A 17,612-nucleotide genomic window follows, 5' to 3' on the forward strand; every position below is an offset into this window, starting at 1 on the left:
TTCAGCCGGTTCAGCCGGTTCAGCCGGACAGCTTGCGCATCAGCCGGACCCCCTGCGCCGCCGTGAGGTGCGGCAGATAGGCCTTGCCGATCGCCCTGGTGATGCCGGGCAGCGCGGCCGGGTCGGGGTACGCCATGTACATCGGCCGGTACTCCGGCTGGAACTTCGCCTTGAACGCCAGCAGCGAGCGGAAGCCGTACACCGGTTCCAGCACCCGGCCCATCCAGTCCAGCATCCGCTGCAGGCCGGCGGGCTCCTCGTCCTGCCGGGCGCGGGCCAGCGGTGCCCCCGACAGCGAGAGGAAGCGGGCGCCCTCGCCCTTGAAGCCGAGCGCGGCCGAGGCGATCAGGAACTCGTTCACGCCGCGGAAGCCGTCCGAGCGCCGCCGCATGAAGTCGAGCGTCCAGCCGACCGGCACGCCGTCCTCGTACACCGGCATCCAGCTGGTGAGCCCGTGCACCACCCGGTCCTGGTCCACCGCGATCAGCACCCGCACGTCCGGGTCGTCCAGCTCCTCCAGCCCGCCGAGCGTGAAGCCCATCTCGGGCAGGCCCTTCTCGGAGACCCACTCCTCGGAGATGGCCCGGATCTGGTCGCGCAGCGCGAGCGGCGCCTCCTGGTAGGTCCACCACTCCGCGGTGATGCCCTGCTTCCCGGCCTTGTTCAGGGCGGTGCGGATGTCCTGCCACTTGCGGCCGGTGAAGGCCAGTTCGGGCAGCGGCACCACGGTGTCCTCGGCGACCTGCACCGAGCGCCAGCCCAGCTGCGCGGCCGCCGCCCTGGTCTCGGCGCAGACGCTGTAGAAGCACGGCGTCCAGCCGCGGGCGTCGCAGTAGCGGGCGAATCCGGCCACCGCCCGGGCCCGCGCCTCCGGGGCGCCGAACGGGTCGCCGGTGGTCAGCGCCACGGTGCCGACCACCCGGTAGGCGACGGCCGCGCGGCCCTGCTCGTCGAACCAGTAGTGGTTGCCCTCCCAGGTGGTGATGAAGGACAGCGTCCCGCCGCCGTGCTCGGCGAGCAGCGCCCGGGCCCGGGCGGCCGCCGCCGTGTCGGTGCGCAGCACCGGACGGCGGAACGCCGACAGCAGCGCGAGCAGCGCGACGACCCAGAACGCCAGCCCGCAGTACGTCTCCAGGAACAGCGCCATCGGGCCGACGGCTATCGGGTAGTCCGGCAGCAGGTCGTTGTACGCGGGCGGCAGGAACTGGGCGGGCAGCCCGTTCACCAGCCCGCGCACGCCCGCACCCGGCTCGAACTGCCCGGCCGCCAGCCGCCCGAGGCCCACGTACGCGGCCGCCGCCACCAGCGCGGCCCCGCCGACCACGGCGGCCAGCCGGCGCACCGCCCGGCCGGCCAGCCGCAGCCGGAACCGCTGCCGGGTGGCCAGCAGCAGGACGGTGGTCAGCAGCGGCAGCAGCATCGCCTCGACGAAGTACTGCACCGCGTCCCCGCTGACCGGCCCGGACTCGAAGTACAGCCAGGCCAGCAGCGCGGCCCAGAGCACCTCGGTGACGACGCTGATCCGCCAGGCGAACCGCAGGCCCCGGCGCAGCCCCTCGGCGAGCACCAGCAGCAGGGCCGGGAAGAGCGCGGCCATCAGCCGGGCGGGGGTGTCGAATATCCGCTCGACGGCGTGCGCCCGAGCGCAGTCGTGCGCCGAGGCGGCGCAGAAGTCGGCCACCTCCTCGGGGCTGAGCCGGTGCGAGAGGTACAGCTCGGAGAAGGTGTTGAACGGACCGCTGGCGTTGTCGTACAGCGAGGCGATCAGCGGCCCGCAGGCGGCGGCGACCAGGCAGAGCGCGACCAGCACCCGGGTCTCGCCGTGCGAGGAGCGGTGGGTGCGCAGGTACGGGCGGCCGCGGCTGAGCAGGGCGCCCAGGCCGAGGCCGAACAGCGCGCCGGCGCAGCGCTGGACGCTCTGCAGGTGCCCCACGTACAGGGTCATGACCAGCGGGACGAGCAGCACCAGCAGGTGCAGCCGGCGGCGCCAGAGCACGGTGAGCCGGTAGCCGAGCACCCCGGCCAAGGTGAACAGGCCGACGGCGGGCCCGACCGAGGTCTGGTCGGCCACCGAGGCGGTCCACTGCTCCCCGGCCGAGGAGCCGAACGCGACCAGCCCGGTGCCCAGCAGGGTGCCGGCCACCTGCCCGCCGACCAGCAGCGCGAGGGTGCGCAGCCGGCCGAACCGGCGCTCGGCGGCCGGGCCGACCAGGAGCAGCAGCAGGCTGGTGAAGACGTACGAGCCGATGCCCGTGGAGAAGGACAGCGAGCTGACCGGCGTCCACCAGCGGCCCTCGCCGAGGGTGGGCAGGCCGACGCCGACCCGGGCGAGCAGCCGCCCGGACGGACCGCCGGACAGGCTGCCGGTCGCCGCGCCGAGGGCCCAGAACCCGGCCAGCAGCGCCAGGGTCAGCGGCGCCGAGCGCAGCCGGTCGCCGAGCATCCGGACGGCCCGGCGGATCCGCTGCGGCCCGACCTCCGGCGTCGGGGTGACCGGGGCCAGGTGGGCGTCCGGTTCGGCCGCCGTGGCCGACGGCGCTGCGGTCGGCCGCGCGAGCAATCGGGTCACCGGATCAGTCCCGTCTGTTGGGCGAGCCAGGGCAGGTTCTGCTCCAGGGCCTTTCGGAACACCACCCAGCTGTGCCAGCCGGGGATGGTCTGGAAGCCGACCTTCATCCCGGCCTCCTGCGCGGCCGCGTGGATCTTCTCCTGGCCTGGCCGGAACCACGGGTCGTCGGCGCCGACCACGATCATGCCGGCGGTGTCGGGGAACTTCTTGCGGGCCATCACGTGCACCGGGTCGACGGCGGCGAAGGCCGCTTCGTCGCCGTCGAAGGCCTTGTCCACGGTCTCCTGGTGGGTGCCCAAGGTCGGCTCCTCCTGTCCGGAGATGTCCAGGAAGGTCCCGTACACCTCGGGCGCGTTGACGGCCAGTTGCAGCGCGCACGTCCCGCCGAGCGAGAGCCCGCCGATGGCGAGGGCGCCGCGGCCGGTGGCGGTCTGCAGGTTGTGGTGGATCCAGTTCGGGACGTCGACGGCCAGGTAGGTCTGCGACTTGGCGATCTGGGAGTCCATGCAGAGCGGATTGGCGAAGTTGCCGCCGGTCTGGTCGGCGACCAGCACGATCGGCGCGAGGCCCTGGTGCCGGGCCGCGAAGTCGTCCAGGGTCTGCCGGACGGCTCCGGAGTTCACCCAGTCCTCGGGCCCGCCGGGCTGGCCGGCCAGCAGGACGACCACGGGCAGCAACGGCCGGGGGGTGGCCCGGTAGGCGGGCGGTAGGTAGACGTACCCGGGGCGTGCGGAGAAGCCCGACGCGGTACCGGGGACGGTCACGGTGGAGAGGGTGCCCTTGGCCGGCAGGCCGGGCGGCGCGTGCCAGACCTCGGCGAGCGGGCGGTCGGACCCGCCCTGCACGGTGGCGGCCACCTTGCCGGTGGCCAGTTCGTCGGTGTGCGGGGCCAGCATGGCCCGGGCGGTCGGGTACTGGTCGAAGCCCCGGTTGATCTGCGACGCGGCCATCAGCACCACCAGGACCACGCCGCCGACCGCGAAGCACCGGCCGCGCACGGTCAACAGCGACGCACGGAAGCAGAGCAGGGCCGTGCCGAACAGGCCGACGGCTATCCAGCGCAGCACGAAGTCCGGGGTGCCCTCGGGGAACGGGTGCCACCAGTCGTCGACGACGATCTTCACCAGGACGGTCAGCACGGCGCCGAGCGCCAGGGCGCCGAGCATGCGCGGGGCGCGCCACCGCCGGTGCCGGGAGAACGCCAGCAGGGCCAGCGCCGCCCAGCCGGCCAGCAGGACGGCTTGCGGGACGGGGCCGTGGGTGAGCGGCCAGTCGATCGGGTTCCAGCGGGTGGCGAGGGTGAGCGTGGTCATGCGGCTTTGCCCGGCGGTGTGGTGTCGGCCAGGAATCCGTAGGCGACGACGTTTCCCTCGTAGCCGTGTTCCTCGCTGTACGCGCCGCCGCAGGTGATCACCCGCAGCTGAGCGTCGGCGGCCTGGCGGTAGACCCGGTCGTCCGGGAAGTCCTTTCGGTCGTGCACTTCGATGGCGTACAGCTGGTAGACGGCGGTGGCGCCGTCGGCGCGGGCGATCTCGATCCGGTCGCCCCGGTGGAGTGCTCCCAGGTGGTAGAAGACGGCCGGTCCGGCCTTGTTGTCGACGTGGCCCGCCAGGATGGCGGTGCCGCGCTGGCCGGGGGCGGCGCCGCCGCGGTACCAGCCCGCGAGGTTGCGGTCGGCCGCGGGCGGGGCCTGGAGGTGGCCGTCGGGGTCCAGTCCCAGCTCGGTGACGGGGGCGTCCAGACGGACGGCCGGGATGCGGATCCGGGTCGGGGCGGACGGGCCGAGCGGGGGGACGACGGAGACCGGGGCGAAGCCCGACAGCGCCTGTCCGCTCGGCAGCGGCGGCAGCACGGGCGCGCCGCCCTCGTGCAGCAGCCAGGCCCCGAACACCAGGGCGGCGCCGGCCGCCAGGGTGCCCGGCCAGGGGCTCCTGCTCTGCTGGACGCCCACGGGTGCTCCCTTCTGCCGGCCCGGATCCCATTCCTGAGAGTTTGCTGGGAACTCATTCAATCGGATCGGACCCTAAGGCACGTCCCCACGACGGTCGTATCCGTACCCGCCGATCGGCAGGGATGACGGCTCCGGACCTGCACGGAGTGGGTGGGCGGCCACGGTACGTGACGTTCCGCTTCCGCGTCCGGGGGCGGCGCTCCCACCCGTACGAACACCTTCGACGTTTCGGCCCGCCGTTTCGGTTGCGTCAATCGGGCGATCGATCACGACCGTTCGCTGCGCCTCTACGACCGTTCCGGCCCACATGCCATCCTGACCCGGTCACGGGCTCCACCCCCTCCGGGCCGACCGGACCTCCGCGCGCCCCGCACGCACCCCGCACGCCCCCCGCGAGCGCCTGCCGGACTCCGCCCGCCCGTCGAACACCTCACGAACGGAGTGACCATGGACGCGCTCTCCCGCCGAACCCTGCTGGCCGCCGGAGCGGCCGGCGCCGCCACCCTGGCGGCGGGCTGCGGCAGCGACCGGGCCGGCGGGGGCGGGGAGCACGCGGCCGGCGGCGCGGCCCCGGCCACCCCGGCGCCCGAGGGGCAGAGCGCCACCCCCGCCGCGGTCCCGCAGAAGCCGCAGGCCGTCCTGCTCGGCGACGGTTCCACCTCGGACACCGGCCCCCAGCCCCACCAGCCCGTCCCGGACCGGCTCCAGCCCGGCCAGCGGCCCCCGCAGTTCGTGGTCTTCTCCTGGGACGGCGCCGGCGAGCTCGACAACGGGCTGTTCGCGCGCTTCCGCCGGCTGGCCCAGGAGCACAACGCCTCGATGACCTTCTTCCTCAGCGGGCTCTACCTGCTGCCGGAGTCCAAGAAGGACCTGTACCGCCCGCCGCAGCACAAGGTCGGCGCCTCCGAGATCGGCTACCTGAGCGACCAGCACATCCACGACACCCTGGAGAACGTGCACGCCGCCTGGCTGGAGGGCCACGAGATCGGCACCCACTTCAACGGCCACTTCTGCGGCCCCACCGGCGTCAGCGCGTGGTCCCCGGAGGAGTGGGAGAGCGAGATCCAGCAGGCGATGGAGTTCGTGACGAGCTGGCGCACCAACACCGGCTTCACCGACCTGCCGGCCCTGCCCTTCGACTACCGCAAGGAGCTGATCGGCAGCCGCACCCCCTGCCTGGAGGGCCAGCGCAACCTGCTGCCCACCGCCGTCAAGCGCGGCTGGCGCTACGACAGCAGCGGCAACGGCACCCAGGTCTGGCCGCAGAAGATCCAGGGCGGCGCGCTCTGGGACCTCCCGCTGCAGTCCATCCCCTTCCCCGGGCACACCTTCCAGGTGCTGTCGATGGACTACAACATCATGTTCAACCAGTGCGGCCCCAACACCAAGGCCGACCCGGCGCTCTACCCGGGCTTCCAGGCCCAGGCCCGGGACTCCTACCTGATGGGCTTCGACCGCACCTACAACAGCAACCGGGCGCCGTACATCATCGGCAACCACTTCGAGGAGTGGAACGGCGGCATCTACATGAACGCCGTCGAGGACGTGCTCAAGTCGATCGCGGGCAAGCCCGAGGTGCGGCTGGTCTCCTTCCGCCAACTGGTCGACTGGCTGGACGCCCAGGACCCGGCGGTGCTGCGCAAGCTCCAGGGCCTCGGCCCGGGCCAGTCCCCGGCCGGCGGCTGGGAGGCCTTCCTCGGCACCCCGGCCGCGCCGCCGGCCGCCTCCCCCTCCCCCACCGCCACCGCCACCGCGTCCTGACCGCAGGTCAGGCCCGGACCCGCACCCGCCCGGCGAGCAGCGCCCCCAGCGCCGCCACCGCGGCCATCACCAGCAGGATCACCGCGAAGGCGCCGGGCGAGCCGTCGGCCCCGGCGCCCTCGTGCGCCGCGGCCAGTGACCCGCCGCCCAGCGCCGCGAACAGCACCCCGGCCAGGCCGGTCAGCAGCACGTTGCCCAGGGCGTCGCTCATCTGCAGCGCGGCCGAGTTCGCCCCGGCGTCCTCGGGCGCGGAGAGCTTCATCATCAGCACGCTGACGCTCGCGACCGTCAGCCCCATCCCGATGCCGCCGACGCCCCAGGCCACCGAGGCCACCCAGGCCGGCACCGCCGGGACCAGCACCAGCGCGGCGGCCGCGATCGCCACCGCCGTCAGCACGAAGCCGCCCCGGATCATCGTCTCGCGGTACCGCTCGGCCCCCGGGCGGCCCTGCAGCCAGGAGCCCAGCGCCCAGGTCAGCCCACCGCTGGTCAGGGTGAGCCCGGACAGGGTCGGCGAGAGGCCGCGCTCGGTGGTCATCATCAGCGGGACGAAGGCCTCGGCGCCGAGGAACGCCCCCGCCGCCAGCCCGCGCAGCAGGATCACCGTCGGCAGCCCGCGCCCGGCCCGCAGGGTCCGCTTCGGCAGCAGCCCCAGCACGGCCGGGGCCAGCAGCGCCGCACCGGCGACGCCGGGGAGCAGTCCGACCAGGTCCCGGCGCTGGCCGGCGTACTGCAGCAGGCCGGCGCCGACCGCCGCCATCGCGGCCAGCAGGGTGCGGCGGCGGTCGAAGTCGGCACCCTTGAGCACCGGGTGGTCCCGCTCGGAGCGGGCCAGCGCCGGGCCCATCACCGCCAGCGGCAGCAGGATCAGCACCGGCACCGCCAGGAACACCCAGCGCCAGCCGAGGTGCTGGGTGACGGCCCCGGAGACCAGCGGCCCGACGATCGAGGGCAGCACCCAGGCCGAGGAGAAGGCGGCGAACACCGCCGGCCGCAGGCGCTCCGGGTAGGCCCGGCCGACCACCACGTACAGCGCGACGATCACCAGCCCGCCGCCCAGCCCCTGGATCGCCCGCCCGGCCACGAACACCCACATGCCCGGCGCCGTCCCGGCCACCACCAGGCCCGCGCCGAACACCGCGATGCCGGTGAACAGCGGCTGGAGCGGGCCGCGCCGGTCGCACCACTGGCCGGAGACGACCAGGGCGAACAGCGTGGTGGTGAAGTAACCGGAGAAGGCGAAGGCGTACAGCCCCAGACCGTCCAGCTGCCGGGCCGCGGTCGGCATCGCGGTGTTGACGGCGGTCGCCTCGAAGGCGATCACCAGCACGACCGACACGATCCCGAGCGTCAGGGCCCGGAAACGGCCGCTCATGACCCCGCCCCCGGGGTCAGCTCCGGAGGGTATCGAGGGGGAGTCGACCGAGGTGGGGGAGGCAGTGGTCATACGTAACATCGTAAGAGCCGTCCGCGTCCTTGACTCCTGACCGGAGTCCCTGACCGGGTCCGTCGCAGGGCCTAGGTCCGGCCCCGGGGGCAGGCGTCAGTGCAGCACCTTGAGCCCCACCACGCCGCAGACGATCAGCAGCAGGCAGCCGATCCGGGCCATGGTCACCGCGTCGCCCAGGACGGCCATGCCGTAGACCGCGGTGCCGACCGCGCCGATGCCGACCCAGACCGCGTAGCCGGTGCCGATCGGGATGGTGCGCATCGCGTACGCCAGCCCGCCCATGCTGAACAGCAGCGCGACGCCGAAGACGAGGCTGGGAACGAGGCGGGAGAAGCCCTTGGACGATTCCAGGGCCACTGCCCAGACGGTCTCCAGGAGACCCGAGACGATCAGAACGAGCCAAGCCATGACGGCCGTACCTCCGCAGTCCACAGCGGCCGGATTGCCGCTGAACTGCGCCGTCTTGTCGTCACCGGGTACGACGCGCTCGTCCGGGGTGGCGGGGAATCAACCACCTGCTCCGACCGTAGCACACATTGCCACACAGAATTTACACAACGTCATTGACCCCATTCGGCCCGTCCGCCATCCTGAATTCACTGGCCGTGTGCCCGAGTGGCTCAGGGAATCGTCTGCAAAGCGATGTACGCGGGTTCAATTCCCGCCACGGCCTCGAAAGGGGAATTGCCGGTCGACCGAAGTCGACCGGCAATTCCGCATTTCCCGTTCCGTTTCCGGCCGGCCAGGCGGCCCGGCCCGACGGCCCGACCCGACGGGCACCCGCGGCGGCGGGGCCCGACGGCCGAGGGCGCCGGCTCAGGCCGTGACGGCGTCCTCCGGGCGGATCGGCAGCCGGCCCACCGGCAGCCCGGTGGCGGCCCGGACGGCGGCGGCGACCGCCGAGGGAGCGACCACCGCGGGCACCGCGCTGACCGCCTTGGCCCCGAAGGTGGCGACCACGTCCCGCTCCTCCAGCAGCGCGGCGATCCGCACCTCGGGAGTGTCCAGCGAGGTCGGCAGCCGGTAGCCGGTGAGCGAGGCGTTGGTCATCACCCCGCCCGAGGTCTGGAGGTCCTCCATCAGCGCCAGTCCCACGCCGTGGGCCACGCCCGCCTCGATCCGGTCCTCGATCTGGCGCGGGTTCAGCGCCCGGCCGACGTCCTGGGCGACGGTCATCTCGACCACCCGGACGGCCCCCAGCTCGATGTCCACGTCCACCACCGCGCGCATCGCGCAGAAGGAGATGGAGACGAAGGCGTCGCCGTGTCCGGACTCGTCCAGCGGCTCGGTCGGGTGCGGGCGGCACTGCGCGGTGGCCCAGAGCTCCTTGCCCTCCAGCGCCTCCGCGACCGGCATGCCGAGCACCCCGTCGTAGGAGGTGATCTTGCCGTCCGCGATCTGCAGCAGCTCCACCGACATCCCGAAGTCGGCCGCGATCGGCTGCAGCAGCTGGTGGCGGACCATCAGCGCGGCCCGCTCGACCGCCCCGCCGGAGACCCAGGTGTGCCGGCCCCGGGCGGAGGGCCCGGCGATCGACTGGTCGCTGTCGGCCGGCGCGATGTAGACCTCGCTGACGCCCAGCACCGTCTGCACGATCTGCCGGGCCAGCGTGGCGAAGCCCTGCCCGGCGTCGACGGCCGCGCAGATCACCGTGGCGTGGTCACCGCTGACCCGCACGGTGGCGGTGGAGACCTCGTCCTCGCCCTCGGCGCCCAGCATGTGCACCATGCCGACGGCGTAGCCGATCCCGCGCCGCACCGCGGCCGGGTCCCCGGCCCCGCCGGGACCGCCGGGCAGCAGCCACTCGGCGTCCGGGTCGTCCACCGGCAGGGCCGGCAGCGGCTCGGCGGCCACCGCGTCCAGCAGCGCCTTCACCGGGGCGGGGCAGGTGACGGCCTGTCCGGTGGGCAGCGGGTCGCCGGTGGACATCGCGTTGCGGCGGCGGATCTCCACCGGGTCCACGCCCACCCGGGCGGCCAGCTGGTCCAGCTGCGACTCGTACGCGAAGCAGGCCTGGAGCGCGCCCTCGCCGCGCATCCGCCCGGCCGGCGGGTTGTTGGTGCGCACCGCCCAGGCGTCCACGAACACGTTCGGGCAGACGTACGGGCCGACCGAGAAGGCCGTCGCGGCGGCCAGCGCCTCGGCGGAGACGTCGGCGTAGGCGCCGCCGTCCAGCAGGATCTGCGCCTCCACCTTCACCAGGGTGCCGTCGGCGTCGGCGTGGTGGCGGTAGCGCAGCAGCGCGGGGTGGCGCGAGGTGTGGGTGTGGAAGGACTCCTCGCGGGTGAGGGTCATCTTCACCGGGCGGCCGGTGCGCAGCGCCAGCAGCGCCAGGGTGACCTGGAAGGAGAGGTCCTCGCGGTCGGTGGTGGCGCCGGGCACGCCGGTGACCACCAGGCGCACCCTGTCCGGCTCCAGGCCGAGGCAGGCGGCGGTGCGGTCGCGGTCGCCGTGCGGGTCGGTGGAGGACAGGTGCAGCTCGACGCCGCCGTCCGGGCGCGGCACGGCCAGCCCGGCCTCGGCGCCGAGCGGGGCCGGGTCCTGCCGGCCGACCTGGTAGAGGCCCTCGACGATGATCTCGCCGGCCGCGTCCGGGTCCCCGGTGCGCAGCGGCAGGTGGCGGAACAGGTTGCCGTCCGGGTGCAGCGCCGGGGCGGTGAAGGCCTGCTCGGGGTCGGTGACCGCCTCCAGCGGCTCGTAGTCGACCGCGATCAGGCCGACGGCCAGCCGGGCGGTGTCGGGGTGGTCGGCGGCGACCGCGGCGATCGGCTCGCCGTGGTGGCGGACCACGCCGGCGGCCAGCACCGGGCGGTCGGAGACGATCGGGCCGGCCGGGGCGCCGTCCGGCTGGCCGTCCGGGCCGGGCGGCAGGTCGGCGGCGGTGACCACGGCGTGCACCCCGGGCAGGGCGAGCGCGGCCGAGGTGTCGATGCCGCGGATCCGGGCGTGCGGGTGCGGCGAGCGCAGCACCGCGCCCCACAGCAGCCCCTCGGCCCAGAGGTCGGCCGCGTACGGGTAGATGCCGAGCGCCTTGGGCAGCGCGTCGCTGCGCAGCGGGGAGCTGCCCAGGCCGAAGGGCTCCGGTCCGGCGCCGCCCTCGCCGCCGTCCTGCTGGAGTGCTGCGCCGATGTCGGTAGGCGACGTCATGATGCGTGGTCGTCCTCGGGGAGCCGGATGCCGTGGGCGGGGGTGGCGCCGTAGGGGACGCCGGTGGTCGGGACGCCGGCCTCGGCCGGGGTGCCGTGCGGGTCCGCGTACGGGGTGCCGTGCGGGGGCGTGCCGTCGTGGACGGCGCCGGGCAGCGGGGTGCCATGTGCGGGGGTGGGCTCGTAGACCGGGGCGTCGTAGCCGGTGTCGTAGCCGGTGTGCTGCTGGTGGCCGTCCGGGTAGCCGGCCGGCACGTAGGTGCCGTGCGCGGGGGTGGCCTGGTAGGGCTGCTCGGGGTAGCCCTGCGGGTAGTACACCTGGTCGCCGACGGCCTGGGCGGGGATGCCGGGCTGCATCCCGGTCAGCGCGGAGGTGTCGTACACGCCGGTGTCGTAGCCGCCGTCGCCGTACGGCTGCTCGGCGGGGGCCGGGGCCGGCAGCGGGGCCTGGGCCTGGGCGGGCACCGGGGCGGGGGCCGGTTCGACGGGCGGCTGCGGGACGTGCTCGATCCAGGCCTCGGAGTCGGCGTAGACCGGCGGTTCGACGGCCGGCTCCGGCTCGACGGCGGCGGCCGGGGCGCCGGTGTTCCCCTCGGCGGCCGCGGCGGCGGCCTCCTCGGCCTCCTCGACCTCCAGCGCGCGGGCGTCCGCGACGGTCTGCACGGCGGCCAGCACCCCGCGGTAGCCGGTGCAGCGGCACAGGTTGCCGCACAGCGCCTGCCGGGCCTCGACCTCGGTGGGCCGGTGGTTGCGCTGGAGCAGGTCGTGCACGGCCATCGCCATGCCGGGGGTGCAGTAGCCGCACTGCACGGCGCCGGAGGCGGCCAGCGCCTGCTGGACGTCGCTCGCGCCGCCGCCGGCCGACAGGCCCTCGACGGTGTTGATCTCGCTGTCGGCGGCCAGCGCGGCGGGCACCAGGCAGCCGGCCACCAGCTGGCCGTCCACCTGCACCGAGCAGGCCCCGCACTCGCCCTGCTCGCAGCCGTCCTTGGCGCCGGCCAGGCCGAGCCGCTCGCGCAGCACGTAGAGCAGGCTCTCGCCGATCCAGGCGTCGGTGACGGGCCGTTCGAAACCGTTGACCCGCAGCGTGTAGGAGGCGCACGGGCGCAGCTCCCGGCTGACCTGCGGGGTGAGGCCGAGCGGGTCGGCGTCGAGGGTCTCGATGGGGTCTGTGGTCACTTCAGCGCCCTTCCCAGTGCCCGTCGGGCCAGCACCGATACGGTACGCCGCAGCCGGACGGCGGCCGCGGTCGGCCCCTCGGTCGCGGCCTCCCAGGCCCCCTCGGCACCGTAGTTGTCGGGGACGCAGGCGGCGGCGACGTACTCGCCGAAGGCGGCGCCCGCGGCCGGGTCGATCTCCCGGCTGCCGTCCCAGTCGATGCAGCCGGCCACCCAGGCCTCGGCCTCCAGCGGGCGCAGCGGCACCGGGGCGACGGCCCCGACGGCGCAGCGCACGGCGCGCCGGGCGGGGTCGAGGACGAGCGCGACGGAGGCGGTGGCGCGGGCCGGGCCGCTGCGGCCGGTGGCCTTGAGGAAGACCTGCGGCGCGTGCAGCAGCGGGACCCGCACCCAGGTGAGCAGTTCGCCGGGGCGCACCGGGTCGAGTCCGGTGAGCAGGTGACTGACCGGCACCTCGCGGCTGCCGCCGGCCCGGGCGAGGGTGACGCTGGCCTCCAGGGCGGCGAGCACCGGGAGGGTGTCGCCGGCCGGGGCGGCGGTGACGATGTTGCCGCCGAGGGTGCCGACGTTGCGGACCTGCGGCGGGCCGGCGGTGCGGGCGGCGTCGGCGAGGGCGGGGATGAGCGCGGCGAAGTCGGGGCGGTCCATCCGGGCGTGGGTGAGGCCGGCGCCGAGCACCGCGGTGCCGCCGTCCTCGTAGCGCCAGCCGCGCAGTTCGGTGATCCGGCCGAGGCCGACCAGGGCGGCGGGGCGCAGCCGTCCGGCGTTGACGGCTTCCATGAGGTCGGTGGCTCCGGCCACCGGTACCGCGGCCGGGGCGGCGGCCAACGCGTCGACGGCCTCGTCGAGCGAGGCCGGCAGCATGATCGTCCGGTTCACCTGGGTCCCACCGTGCTCCACTTGCTCATCGATCGTCTGCCGCCCGCGGCCGTGGCCGCACTGCACTGTCCGCGTCAGCAGCCCGGCCTGGCCGTAGGGTACGGGCGATCGGGCCGGGTTGGGCAACTCTGGCACACAATGCTCGATGATCATTTCGGGACCGGTGAACGGGACTGCCCGATTGGGACGGATACCGGGCGGTATCTGCCCCGACCCGAACGGGACCGGGGCAGATGTTCATCTCTTCTTGACGTCAGATGACCGTCCATAAGTTCCCGACGAACACATCAGCGCACCGCGCGCACCGCCTCAGCGCACCGGCGGCGGCCCCTCGATCGGCCGCCCCGCCACCCCGGGCCGACGCTGCCAGGGGTGCGGCCCGTCGGCCGGGCGGTACTCGACGCCCAGCGCGTCCAGCACCGCCAGGTGGCCCCGCAGCCGCCGCTCGAAGCCGGCGTAGTCGCGCTCGGCGGGCACGGCGGGCAGCGCGGACCAGGCGACCTCGGCGAAGGCGACCAGCCGGGGGAAGGCCCGGTAGTCGATGTCCCGGGCGCTGTCCATGAACTCGCTCCACAGGTTGGCCTGGGTGCCGATGACGTGCCGGGCGGCCTCCCCGTCCAGCTGCTCGGGGACGGGCTCGAAGCGGTAGACGTCCTCCAGCGTGCGCACGAAGCCGACCGGGACCGGCTCGTCCGGCCCGTCCGCCTGCCGGTGGTCGAAGTAGACGTGCTGCTCGGGGCACATCACCACGTCGTGCCCGGCCTTCGCGGCCGCGATCCCGCCGCCGAAGCCGCGCCACGAGGAAACGGCGGCGCCGGGGGCCAGCCCGCCCTCCAGGATCTCGTCCCAGCCGATCAGCCGGCGGCCGCGCTCGGCCAGCCAGCGGTCGAAGTGCCGGATGAGGTGGCTCTGCAGCTCGTCCTCGTTGGCCAGGCCCAGCTCGCGGATCCGGGCCTGGGCGGCGGCGCTGTCCTTCCACTGCTCCTTGGGGCACTCGTCGCCGCCGAGGTGGACGAACTCGGACGGGAACAGCTCCAGGACCTCCTCCAGCACCCCCTCGAAGAAGCGCAGGGTCTCCTCGGAGGCGTTGAGCACGTGGTGGCTCACCCCCCAGTCGGTCCAGACGCCGAGCGCGGCGGTGTCCACCACGTCGGTGTTGCCCAGCTCGGGGTAGGCGGCGACGGCGGCCTGGGTGTGGCCGGGCAGGTCGATCTCCGGGACGACGGTGACCCCGCGCGCGGCCGCGTAGGCGACGATCTCGCGCAGGTCGTCCTGGGTGTAGTAGCCGCCGTGCGGGCGGTCGTCCCGGCGCTGCGCGGACCGGTAGCCGACCATCGAGCGCTCCCGCCAGGCGCCGCGCTCCGTCAGCCGCGGGTAGCGCTTGATCTCCACCCGCCAGCCCTGGTCGTCGGTCAGGTGCAGGTGCAGCACGTTGAGCTTGTGCGCGGCCAGCAGGTCGACGAAGCGCAGCAGGTCGGACTTGGGCAGGAAGTGCCGGGCGACGTCCAGCAGCGCGCCGCGCCAGCCGAACCGGGGCTCGTCCGCGATGTCCGCGCCGGGCAGCACCCAGCCCTCGGCGCGCAGCGGGGAGCGGCGGTAGGCGTCCGGCCCGAGCAGCTGCCGCAGGGTCTGGGCCGCCCACAGGGCGCCGGCCGGTCCGCCGGCCGTGAGCAGGGCGTGGCCGGGGCGCACCGCGATCCGGTACGCCTCGGCGGCCAGGGTGTCGTCCAGGACCAGCTCGATGCCCGTGCCCGGCCGGCCCGGGCCGAGCGGCAGCCCGGTGGCGGCGGACAGCGTGCCGCGCAGCCAGCGCTCGGCGTCGGCCAGTGCGGGCGGTGCGGTCAGCGTGGTGGCGGCGTCGAGCGGGAAGTCCCCGTCCGGGCGCCGGACGGCACTCGAAGGTGCGGGAATGAGGTCCATTCCGACATCCTGCCCAGGCCCCGAACGATTGGCATAGACCACCTGGGAAACGCGGTGCTATGCAAAACGGCGTCCTGCAGACGGCGGCGGACTACTTGCCGCCGTTGTCCCCGTCGCCGCCCTGCGGCTTGCCGATGCCGTCGTAGATCTCCTTGCACATCGGGCAGACCGGGTACTTCTTCGGGTCGCGCCCGGGCACCCACACCTTGCCGCACAACGCCACCACCGGGGACCCGGAGAGCGCGCTCTCCATGATCTTGTCCTTCTGGACGTAGTGCGCGAAGCGCTCGTGGTCGCCGTCCCCGTGGGACACCTGGGGGACGGGCTCGACCAGGGTGCCGGTGCCGAGGCCGCGCTCGGGCTCAAGAGTGCTCATGGGTGCCAAGTCTATGGGCGCCCCGGGAAACCGGGCCAGTGTCACGCGGCGGCCCGGGTTCCACGGGCGTCGGCACGGGGCCGGACGGGCCGGACGGGCCGGACACGCCCTAGTTCATCGTCGGGTCGTCCGGGTAGGTCGCCAGCAGGGCCAGCGGGCTGCGCTGGCGGCGCAGCACCGAGCGCCACAGCCGTTCCGGCTCCGGGCTGGAGACGTCCCCCGGCTCGCAGTCCACCAGGTACCAGGCGCCGCTCCCCAGCTCCGACTCCAGCTGGCCCGGCGACCAGCCCGCGTACCCGGCGAAGATCCGCAGGCTGCCCAGCTCCCCGGCCAGCACCTCCGGCGGCGCCTCCAGGTCGACCAGGCCGATCGCGCCGTGCACCCGGCGCCAGCCGAGCGGCTCCCCGGTGCCCGGCTCCCCCGGCGCGACGGCCAGGCCGAGCGCCGAGTCCAGCGCCACCGGCCCGCCCTGGAACACCACCGCGGGCTGCCCGACGAGTCTGCCCCAGCCGTCCAGCACACTGCCCACCTCGACCGGCGTCGGCCGGTTGAGCACCACGCCGAGCGCCCCCTCGGCGTCGTGGTCGAGGAGCAGCACCACCGCCCGGGCGAAGTTCGGGTCGGTGAGCATGGGCGTCGCGACGAGCAGACGGCCGGTGTGGGACCGGCCTCCGTGCGAATGGGCCGCCGTCATGCCACACATGATCCCGCAGAACGGCACCGGCCGGACACCGCAACACCCGAAACCCCGCCACGCCGGACGAGCACCCGTACGGCCGAACCGGCGGGCGGGAGCCGGGCCGGAGAGAGCACCATCACGGGAGAGGCAAACGGGAACCATCGGGACGCCCACTACCATCTACGGATGGTGGACGCCCCTCTACGGTGCCGACTCGGATTCTCCGGGGGCCCGAACGCGCCCGTACGCCTGTACCACCGGTCCACCAGCGGTTCCGTGACGGAACCGTTCCCACTCCTCTGGCACCCCGGATTGCGAGAACGATGACCGACGACGTCCTGCTGGTCCACGGCGGAAACCCGCTCGAAGGCGAGATCCGCGTCCGCGGTGCGAAGAACCTGGTCCCCAAGGCCATGGTCGCCGCCCTCCTCGGCCAGGGCCCCAGCAGACTGCGCAACGTCCCGGACATCCGCGACGTCAAGGTGGTCCGCGGCCTGTTGCAGCTGCACGGTGTGACCGTGCGCACCGGCGACGAGGACGGCGAGCTGATCCTCGACCCCTCGCACGTCGAGAGCGCCAACGTCGCCGACATCGACGCCCACGCGGGCTCCTCGCGGATCCCGATCCTGTTCTGCGGCCCGCTGCTGCACCGCCTCGGCCACGCCTTCATCCCGGGCCTGGGCGGCTGCGACATCGGCGGCCGGCCGGTCGACTTCCACTTCGAGGTGCTGCGCCAGTTCGGCGCCACCATCGAGAAGCACCCGCAGGGCACCTACCTGGTGGCCCCGCAGCGGCTGCGCGGCACCAAGATCGAGCTGCCCTACCCCTCGGTCGGCGCGACCGAGCAGGTGCTGCTCACCGCCGTCCTCGCCGAGGGCGTCACCGAGCTGCGCAACGCGGCCATCGAGCCGGAGATCGTCGACCTGATCTGCGTGCTGCAGAAGATGGGCTCGATCATCACCCTGGGCACCGACCGCACCATCCTGATCACCGGTGTGGACGAGCTGAACGGCTACAACCACCGGGCCCTGCCGGACCGGCTGGAGGCCGCCTCCTGGGCCTGCGCGGCGCTGGCGACCAAGGGCGACATCTACGTCCGCGGCGCCCGCCAGCTGGAGATGATGACCTTCCTCAACACCTTCCGGAAGGTCGGCGGCGCCTTCGAGGTGGACGACGAGGGCATCCGTTTCTGGCACCCGGGCGGCGAGCTCAAGGCGATCGCTCTGGAGACCGACGTGCACCCGGGCTTCCAGACCGACTGGCAGCAGCCGCTGGTGGTCGCGCTGACCCAGGCCACCGGCCTGTCCATCGTCCACGAGACGGTGTACGAGTCGCGGCTGGGCTTCACCGGCGCGCTCAACCAGATGGGCGCGCACATCCAGCTCTACCGCGAGTGCCTGGGCGGCACCCCGTGCCGCTTCGGCGCGCGCAACTTCCTGCACTCCGCGGTGGTGTCCGGCCCGTCCAAGCTGATGGGCGCCGAGCTGGTCATCCCGGACCTGCGCGGCGGCTTCTCGTACCTGATCGCGGCGCTGGCGGCCGAGGGCACCTCGACCGTGCACGGCATCGACCTGATCAACCGCGGCTACGAGAACTTCATGGAGAAGCTGCGGGACCTCGGCGCCCACGTCGAGCTGCCCAGCGAGCAGCTGGTCGACGCGTAACGACCGCACGCACGGCGAGAGGCCGGGCTCCCCGCGGGG

13 protein-coding genes, 1 tRNA gene and 1 riboswitch are annotated in these 17,612 nt (G+C 74.1%); of the genes, 3 read left to right on the forward strand and 11 right to left on the reverse strand.

Annotated elements, in window-relative coordinates:
* Positions 1 to 19: 19 nt before the first annotated feature.
* Genes ACFV8H_RS22800 through ACFV8H_RS22810 form a run of 3 tightly spaced genes read right to left on the reverse strand, consistent with a single transcriptional unit; the run spans position 20 to position 4,520 of the window.
* On the reverse strand, positions 20 to 2,569 hold the full coding sequence (locus tag ACFV8H_RS22800) for a phosphatidylglycerol lysyltransferase domain-containing protein (protein WP_380402847.1): 2,550 nt from the start codon (positions 2,567 to 2,569) through the stop codon (positions 20 to 22).
* Positions 2,566 to 3,882, reverse strand: coding sequence for an alpha/beta hydrolase (locus ACFV8H_RS22805; RefSeq protein ID WP_380402850.1), 1,317 nt, complete (start codon positions 3,880 to 3,882; stop codon positions 2,566 to 2,568). The genes ACFV8H_RS22800 and ACFV8H_RS22805 overlap by 4 nt, the downstream gene beginning before the upstream one ends.
* The gene (locus ACFV8H_RS22810) at positions 3,879 to 4,520 is read right to left on the reverse strand and encodes a class F sortase (protein WP_380402852.1); all 642 of its coding nucleotides are present in this window, start codon (positions 4,518 to 4,520) and stop codon (positions 3,879 to 3,881) included. Before ACFV8H_RS22810 ends, ACFV8H_RS22805 begins: the two co-directional genes overlap by 4 nt.
* Positions 4,521 to 4,967: 447 nt before the next feature.
* On the opposite strand from ACFV8H_RS22810, the gene ACFV8H_RS22815 reads away from it, so the two are divergent.
* Positions 4,968 to 6,281, forward strand: coding sequence for a hypothetical protein (locus tag ACFV8H_RS22815; protein WP_380402854.1), 1,314 nt, complete (start codon positions 4,968 to 4,970; stop codon positions 6,279 to 6,281).
* 7 nt (positions 6,282 to 6,288) lie between these two features.
* Here ACFV8H_RS22815 and ACFV8H_RS22820 read toward each other — a convergent pair whose 3' ends face one another.
* Together ACFV8H_RS22820 and ACFV8H_RS22825 are read right to left on the reverse strand one after the other, a co-directional pair.
* Positions 6,289 to 7,728, reverse strand: coding sequence for an MFS transporter (locus tag ACFV8H_RS22820; RefSeq protein WP_380402857.1), 1,440 nt, complete (start codon positions 7,726 to 7,728; stop codon positions 6,289 to 6,291).
* A 96-nt stretch (positions 7,729 to 7,824) separates the two neighbouring features.
* Positions 7,825 to 8,139, reverse strand: a complete 315-nt coding sequence (locus ACFV8H_RS22825) for a DMT family transporter (RefSeq protein ID WP_375883009.1) — start codon at positions 8,137 to 8,139, stop codon at positions 7,825 to 7,827.
* Positions 8,140 to 8,183: 44 nt separating this feature from the next.
* Positions 8,184 to 8,252: riboswitch (guanidine-III (ykkC-III) riboswitch) on the reverse strand.
* 80 nt (positions 8,253 to 8,332) lie between these two features.
* Between ACFV8H_RS22825 and ACFV8H_RS22830 the strand changes: the two genes are divergently transcribed.
* Positions 8,333 to 8,404, forward strand: a tRNA-Cys gene (locus ACFV8H_RS22830).
* Between the two features lie 143 nt (positions 8,405 to 8,547).
* Here the strand turns inward: ACFV8H_RS22830 and ACFV8H_RS22835 are convergent.
* From ACFV8H_RS22835 to ACFV8H_RS22860, 6 genes are all read right to left on the reverse strand, one after another.
* On the reverse strand, positions 8,548 to 10,878 hold the full coding sequence (locus tag ACFV8H_RS22835; protein ID WP_380402860.1) for a xanthine dehydrogenase family protein molybdopterin-binding subunit: 2,331 nt from the start codon (positions 10,876 to 10,878) through the stop codon (positions 8,548 to 8,550).
* Entirely contained in the window at positions 10,875 to 12,056 is a 1,182-nt protein-coding gene (locus ACFV8H_RS22840; RefSeq protein WP_380402863.1) for a 2Fe-2S iron-sulfur cluster-binding protein, read from the reverse strand. The genes ACFV8H_RS22835 and ACFV8H_RS22840 overlap by 4 nt, the downstream gene beginning before the upstream one ends.
* Positions 12,053 to 12,919, reverse strand: coding sequence for an FAD binding domain-containing protein (locus ACFV8H_RS22845; protein WP_375883450.1), 867 nt, complete (start codon positions 12,917 to 12,919; stop codon positions 12,053 to 12,055). The genes ACFV8H_RS22840 and ACFV8H_RS22845 overlap by 4 nt, the downstream gene beginning before the upstream one ends.
* A 324-nt stretch (positions 12,920 to 13,243) precedes the next feature.
* Positions 13,244 to 14,854 carry a beta-N-acetylhexosaminidase gene (locus tag ACFV8H_RS22850; protein ID WP_380402866.1) on the reverse strand — a complete coding sequence of 537 codons (1,611 nt, stop codon included), beginning with the start codon at positions 14,852 to 14,854 and terminating at the stop codon, positions 13,244 to 13,246.
* A gap of 91 nt (positions 14,855 to 14,945) precedes the next feature.
* Entirely contained in the window at positions 14,946 to 15,230 is a 285-nt protein-coding gene (locus tag ACFV8H_RS22855; protein ID WP_360239079.1) for a DUF3039 domain-containing protein, read from the reverse strand.
* 109 nt (positions 15,231 to 15,339) lie between these two features.
* Positions 15,340 to 15,933 (reverse strand): YqgE/AlgH family protein, encoded by a 594-nt coding sequence (locus ACFV8H_RS22860; protein WP_375883000.1) that lies wholly within the window; start codon positions 15,931 to 15,933, stop codon positions 15,340 to 15,342.
* A gap of 299 nt (positions 15,934 to 16,232) precedes the next feature.
* Between ACFV8H_RS22860 and murA the strand changes: the two genes are divergently transcribed.
* Positions 16,233 to 17,573 carry a UDP-N-acetylglucosamine 1-carboxyvinyltransferase gene (gene murA, locus ACFV8H_RS22865; protein ID WP_375882997.1) on the forward strand — a complete coding sequence of 447 codons (1,341 nt, stop codon included), beginning with the start codon at positions 16,233 to 16,235 and terminating at the stop codon, positions 17,571 to 17,573.
* Positions 17,574 to 17,612: the final 39 nt, after the last annotated feature.

The organism is Kitasatospora sp. NPDC059827, from assembly GCF_042731675.1.
In the GTDB taxonomy this organism is placed as follows: Bacteria; Actinomycetota; Actinomycetes; order Streptomycetales; family Streptomycetaceae; genus Kitasatospora.

Bases quoted from the DNA above. Each gene is read 5' to 3' on its own strand.
- ACFV8H_RS22805 (WP_380402850.1), bottom strand. From the start codon at position 3,882: ATGACCACGCTCACCCTCGCCACCCGCTGGAACCCGATCGACTGGCCG.
- ACFV8H_RS22815 (WP_380402854.1), top strand. From the start codon at position 4,968: ATGGACGCGCTCTCCCGCCGAACCCTGCTGGCCGCCGGAGCGGCCGGC.
- ACFV8H_RS22820 (WP_380402857.1), bottom strand. From the start codon at position 7,728: ATGACCACTGCCTCCCCCACCTCGGTCGACTCCCCCTCGATACCCTCC.
- ACFV8H_RS22825 (WP_375883009.1), bottom strand. From the start codon at position 8,139: ATGGCTTGGCTCGTTCTGATCGTCTCGGGTCTCCTGGAGACCGTCTGG.
- ACFV8H_RS22835 (WP_380402860.1), bottom strand. From the start codon at position 10,878: ATGACGTCGCCTACCGACATCGGCGCAGCACTCCAGCAGGACGGCGGC.
- ACFV8H_RS22845 (WP_375883450.1), bottom strand. From the start codon at position 12,919: ATGCTGCCGGCCTCGCTCGACGAGGCCGTCGACGCGTTGGCCGCCGCC.
- ACFV8H_RS22850 (WP_380402866.1), bottom strand. From the start codon at position 14,854: ATGGACCTCATTCCCGCACCTTCGAGTGCCGTCCGGCGCCCGGACGGG.
- ACFV8H_RS22855 (WP_360239079.1), bottom strand. From the start codon at position 15,230: ATGAGCACTCTTGAGCCCGAGCGCGGCCTCGGCACCGGCACCCTGGTC.
- ACFV8H_RS22860 (WP_375883000.1), bottom strand. From the start codon at position 15,933: ATGTGTGGCATGACGGCGGCCCATTCGCACGGAGGCCGGTCCCACACC.
- murA (WP_375882997.1), top strand. From the start codon at position 16,233: ATGACCGACGACGTCCTGCTGGTCCACGGCGGAAACCCGCTCGAAGGC.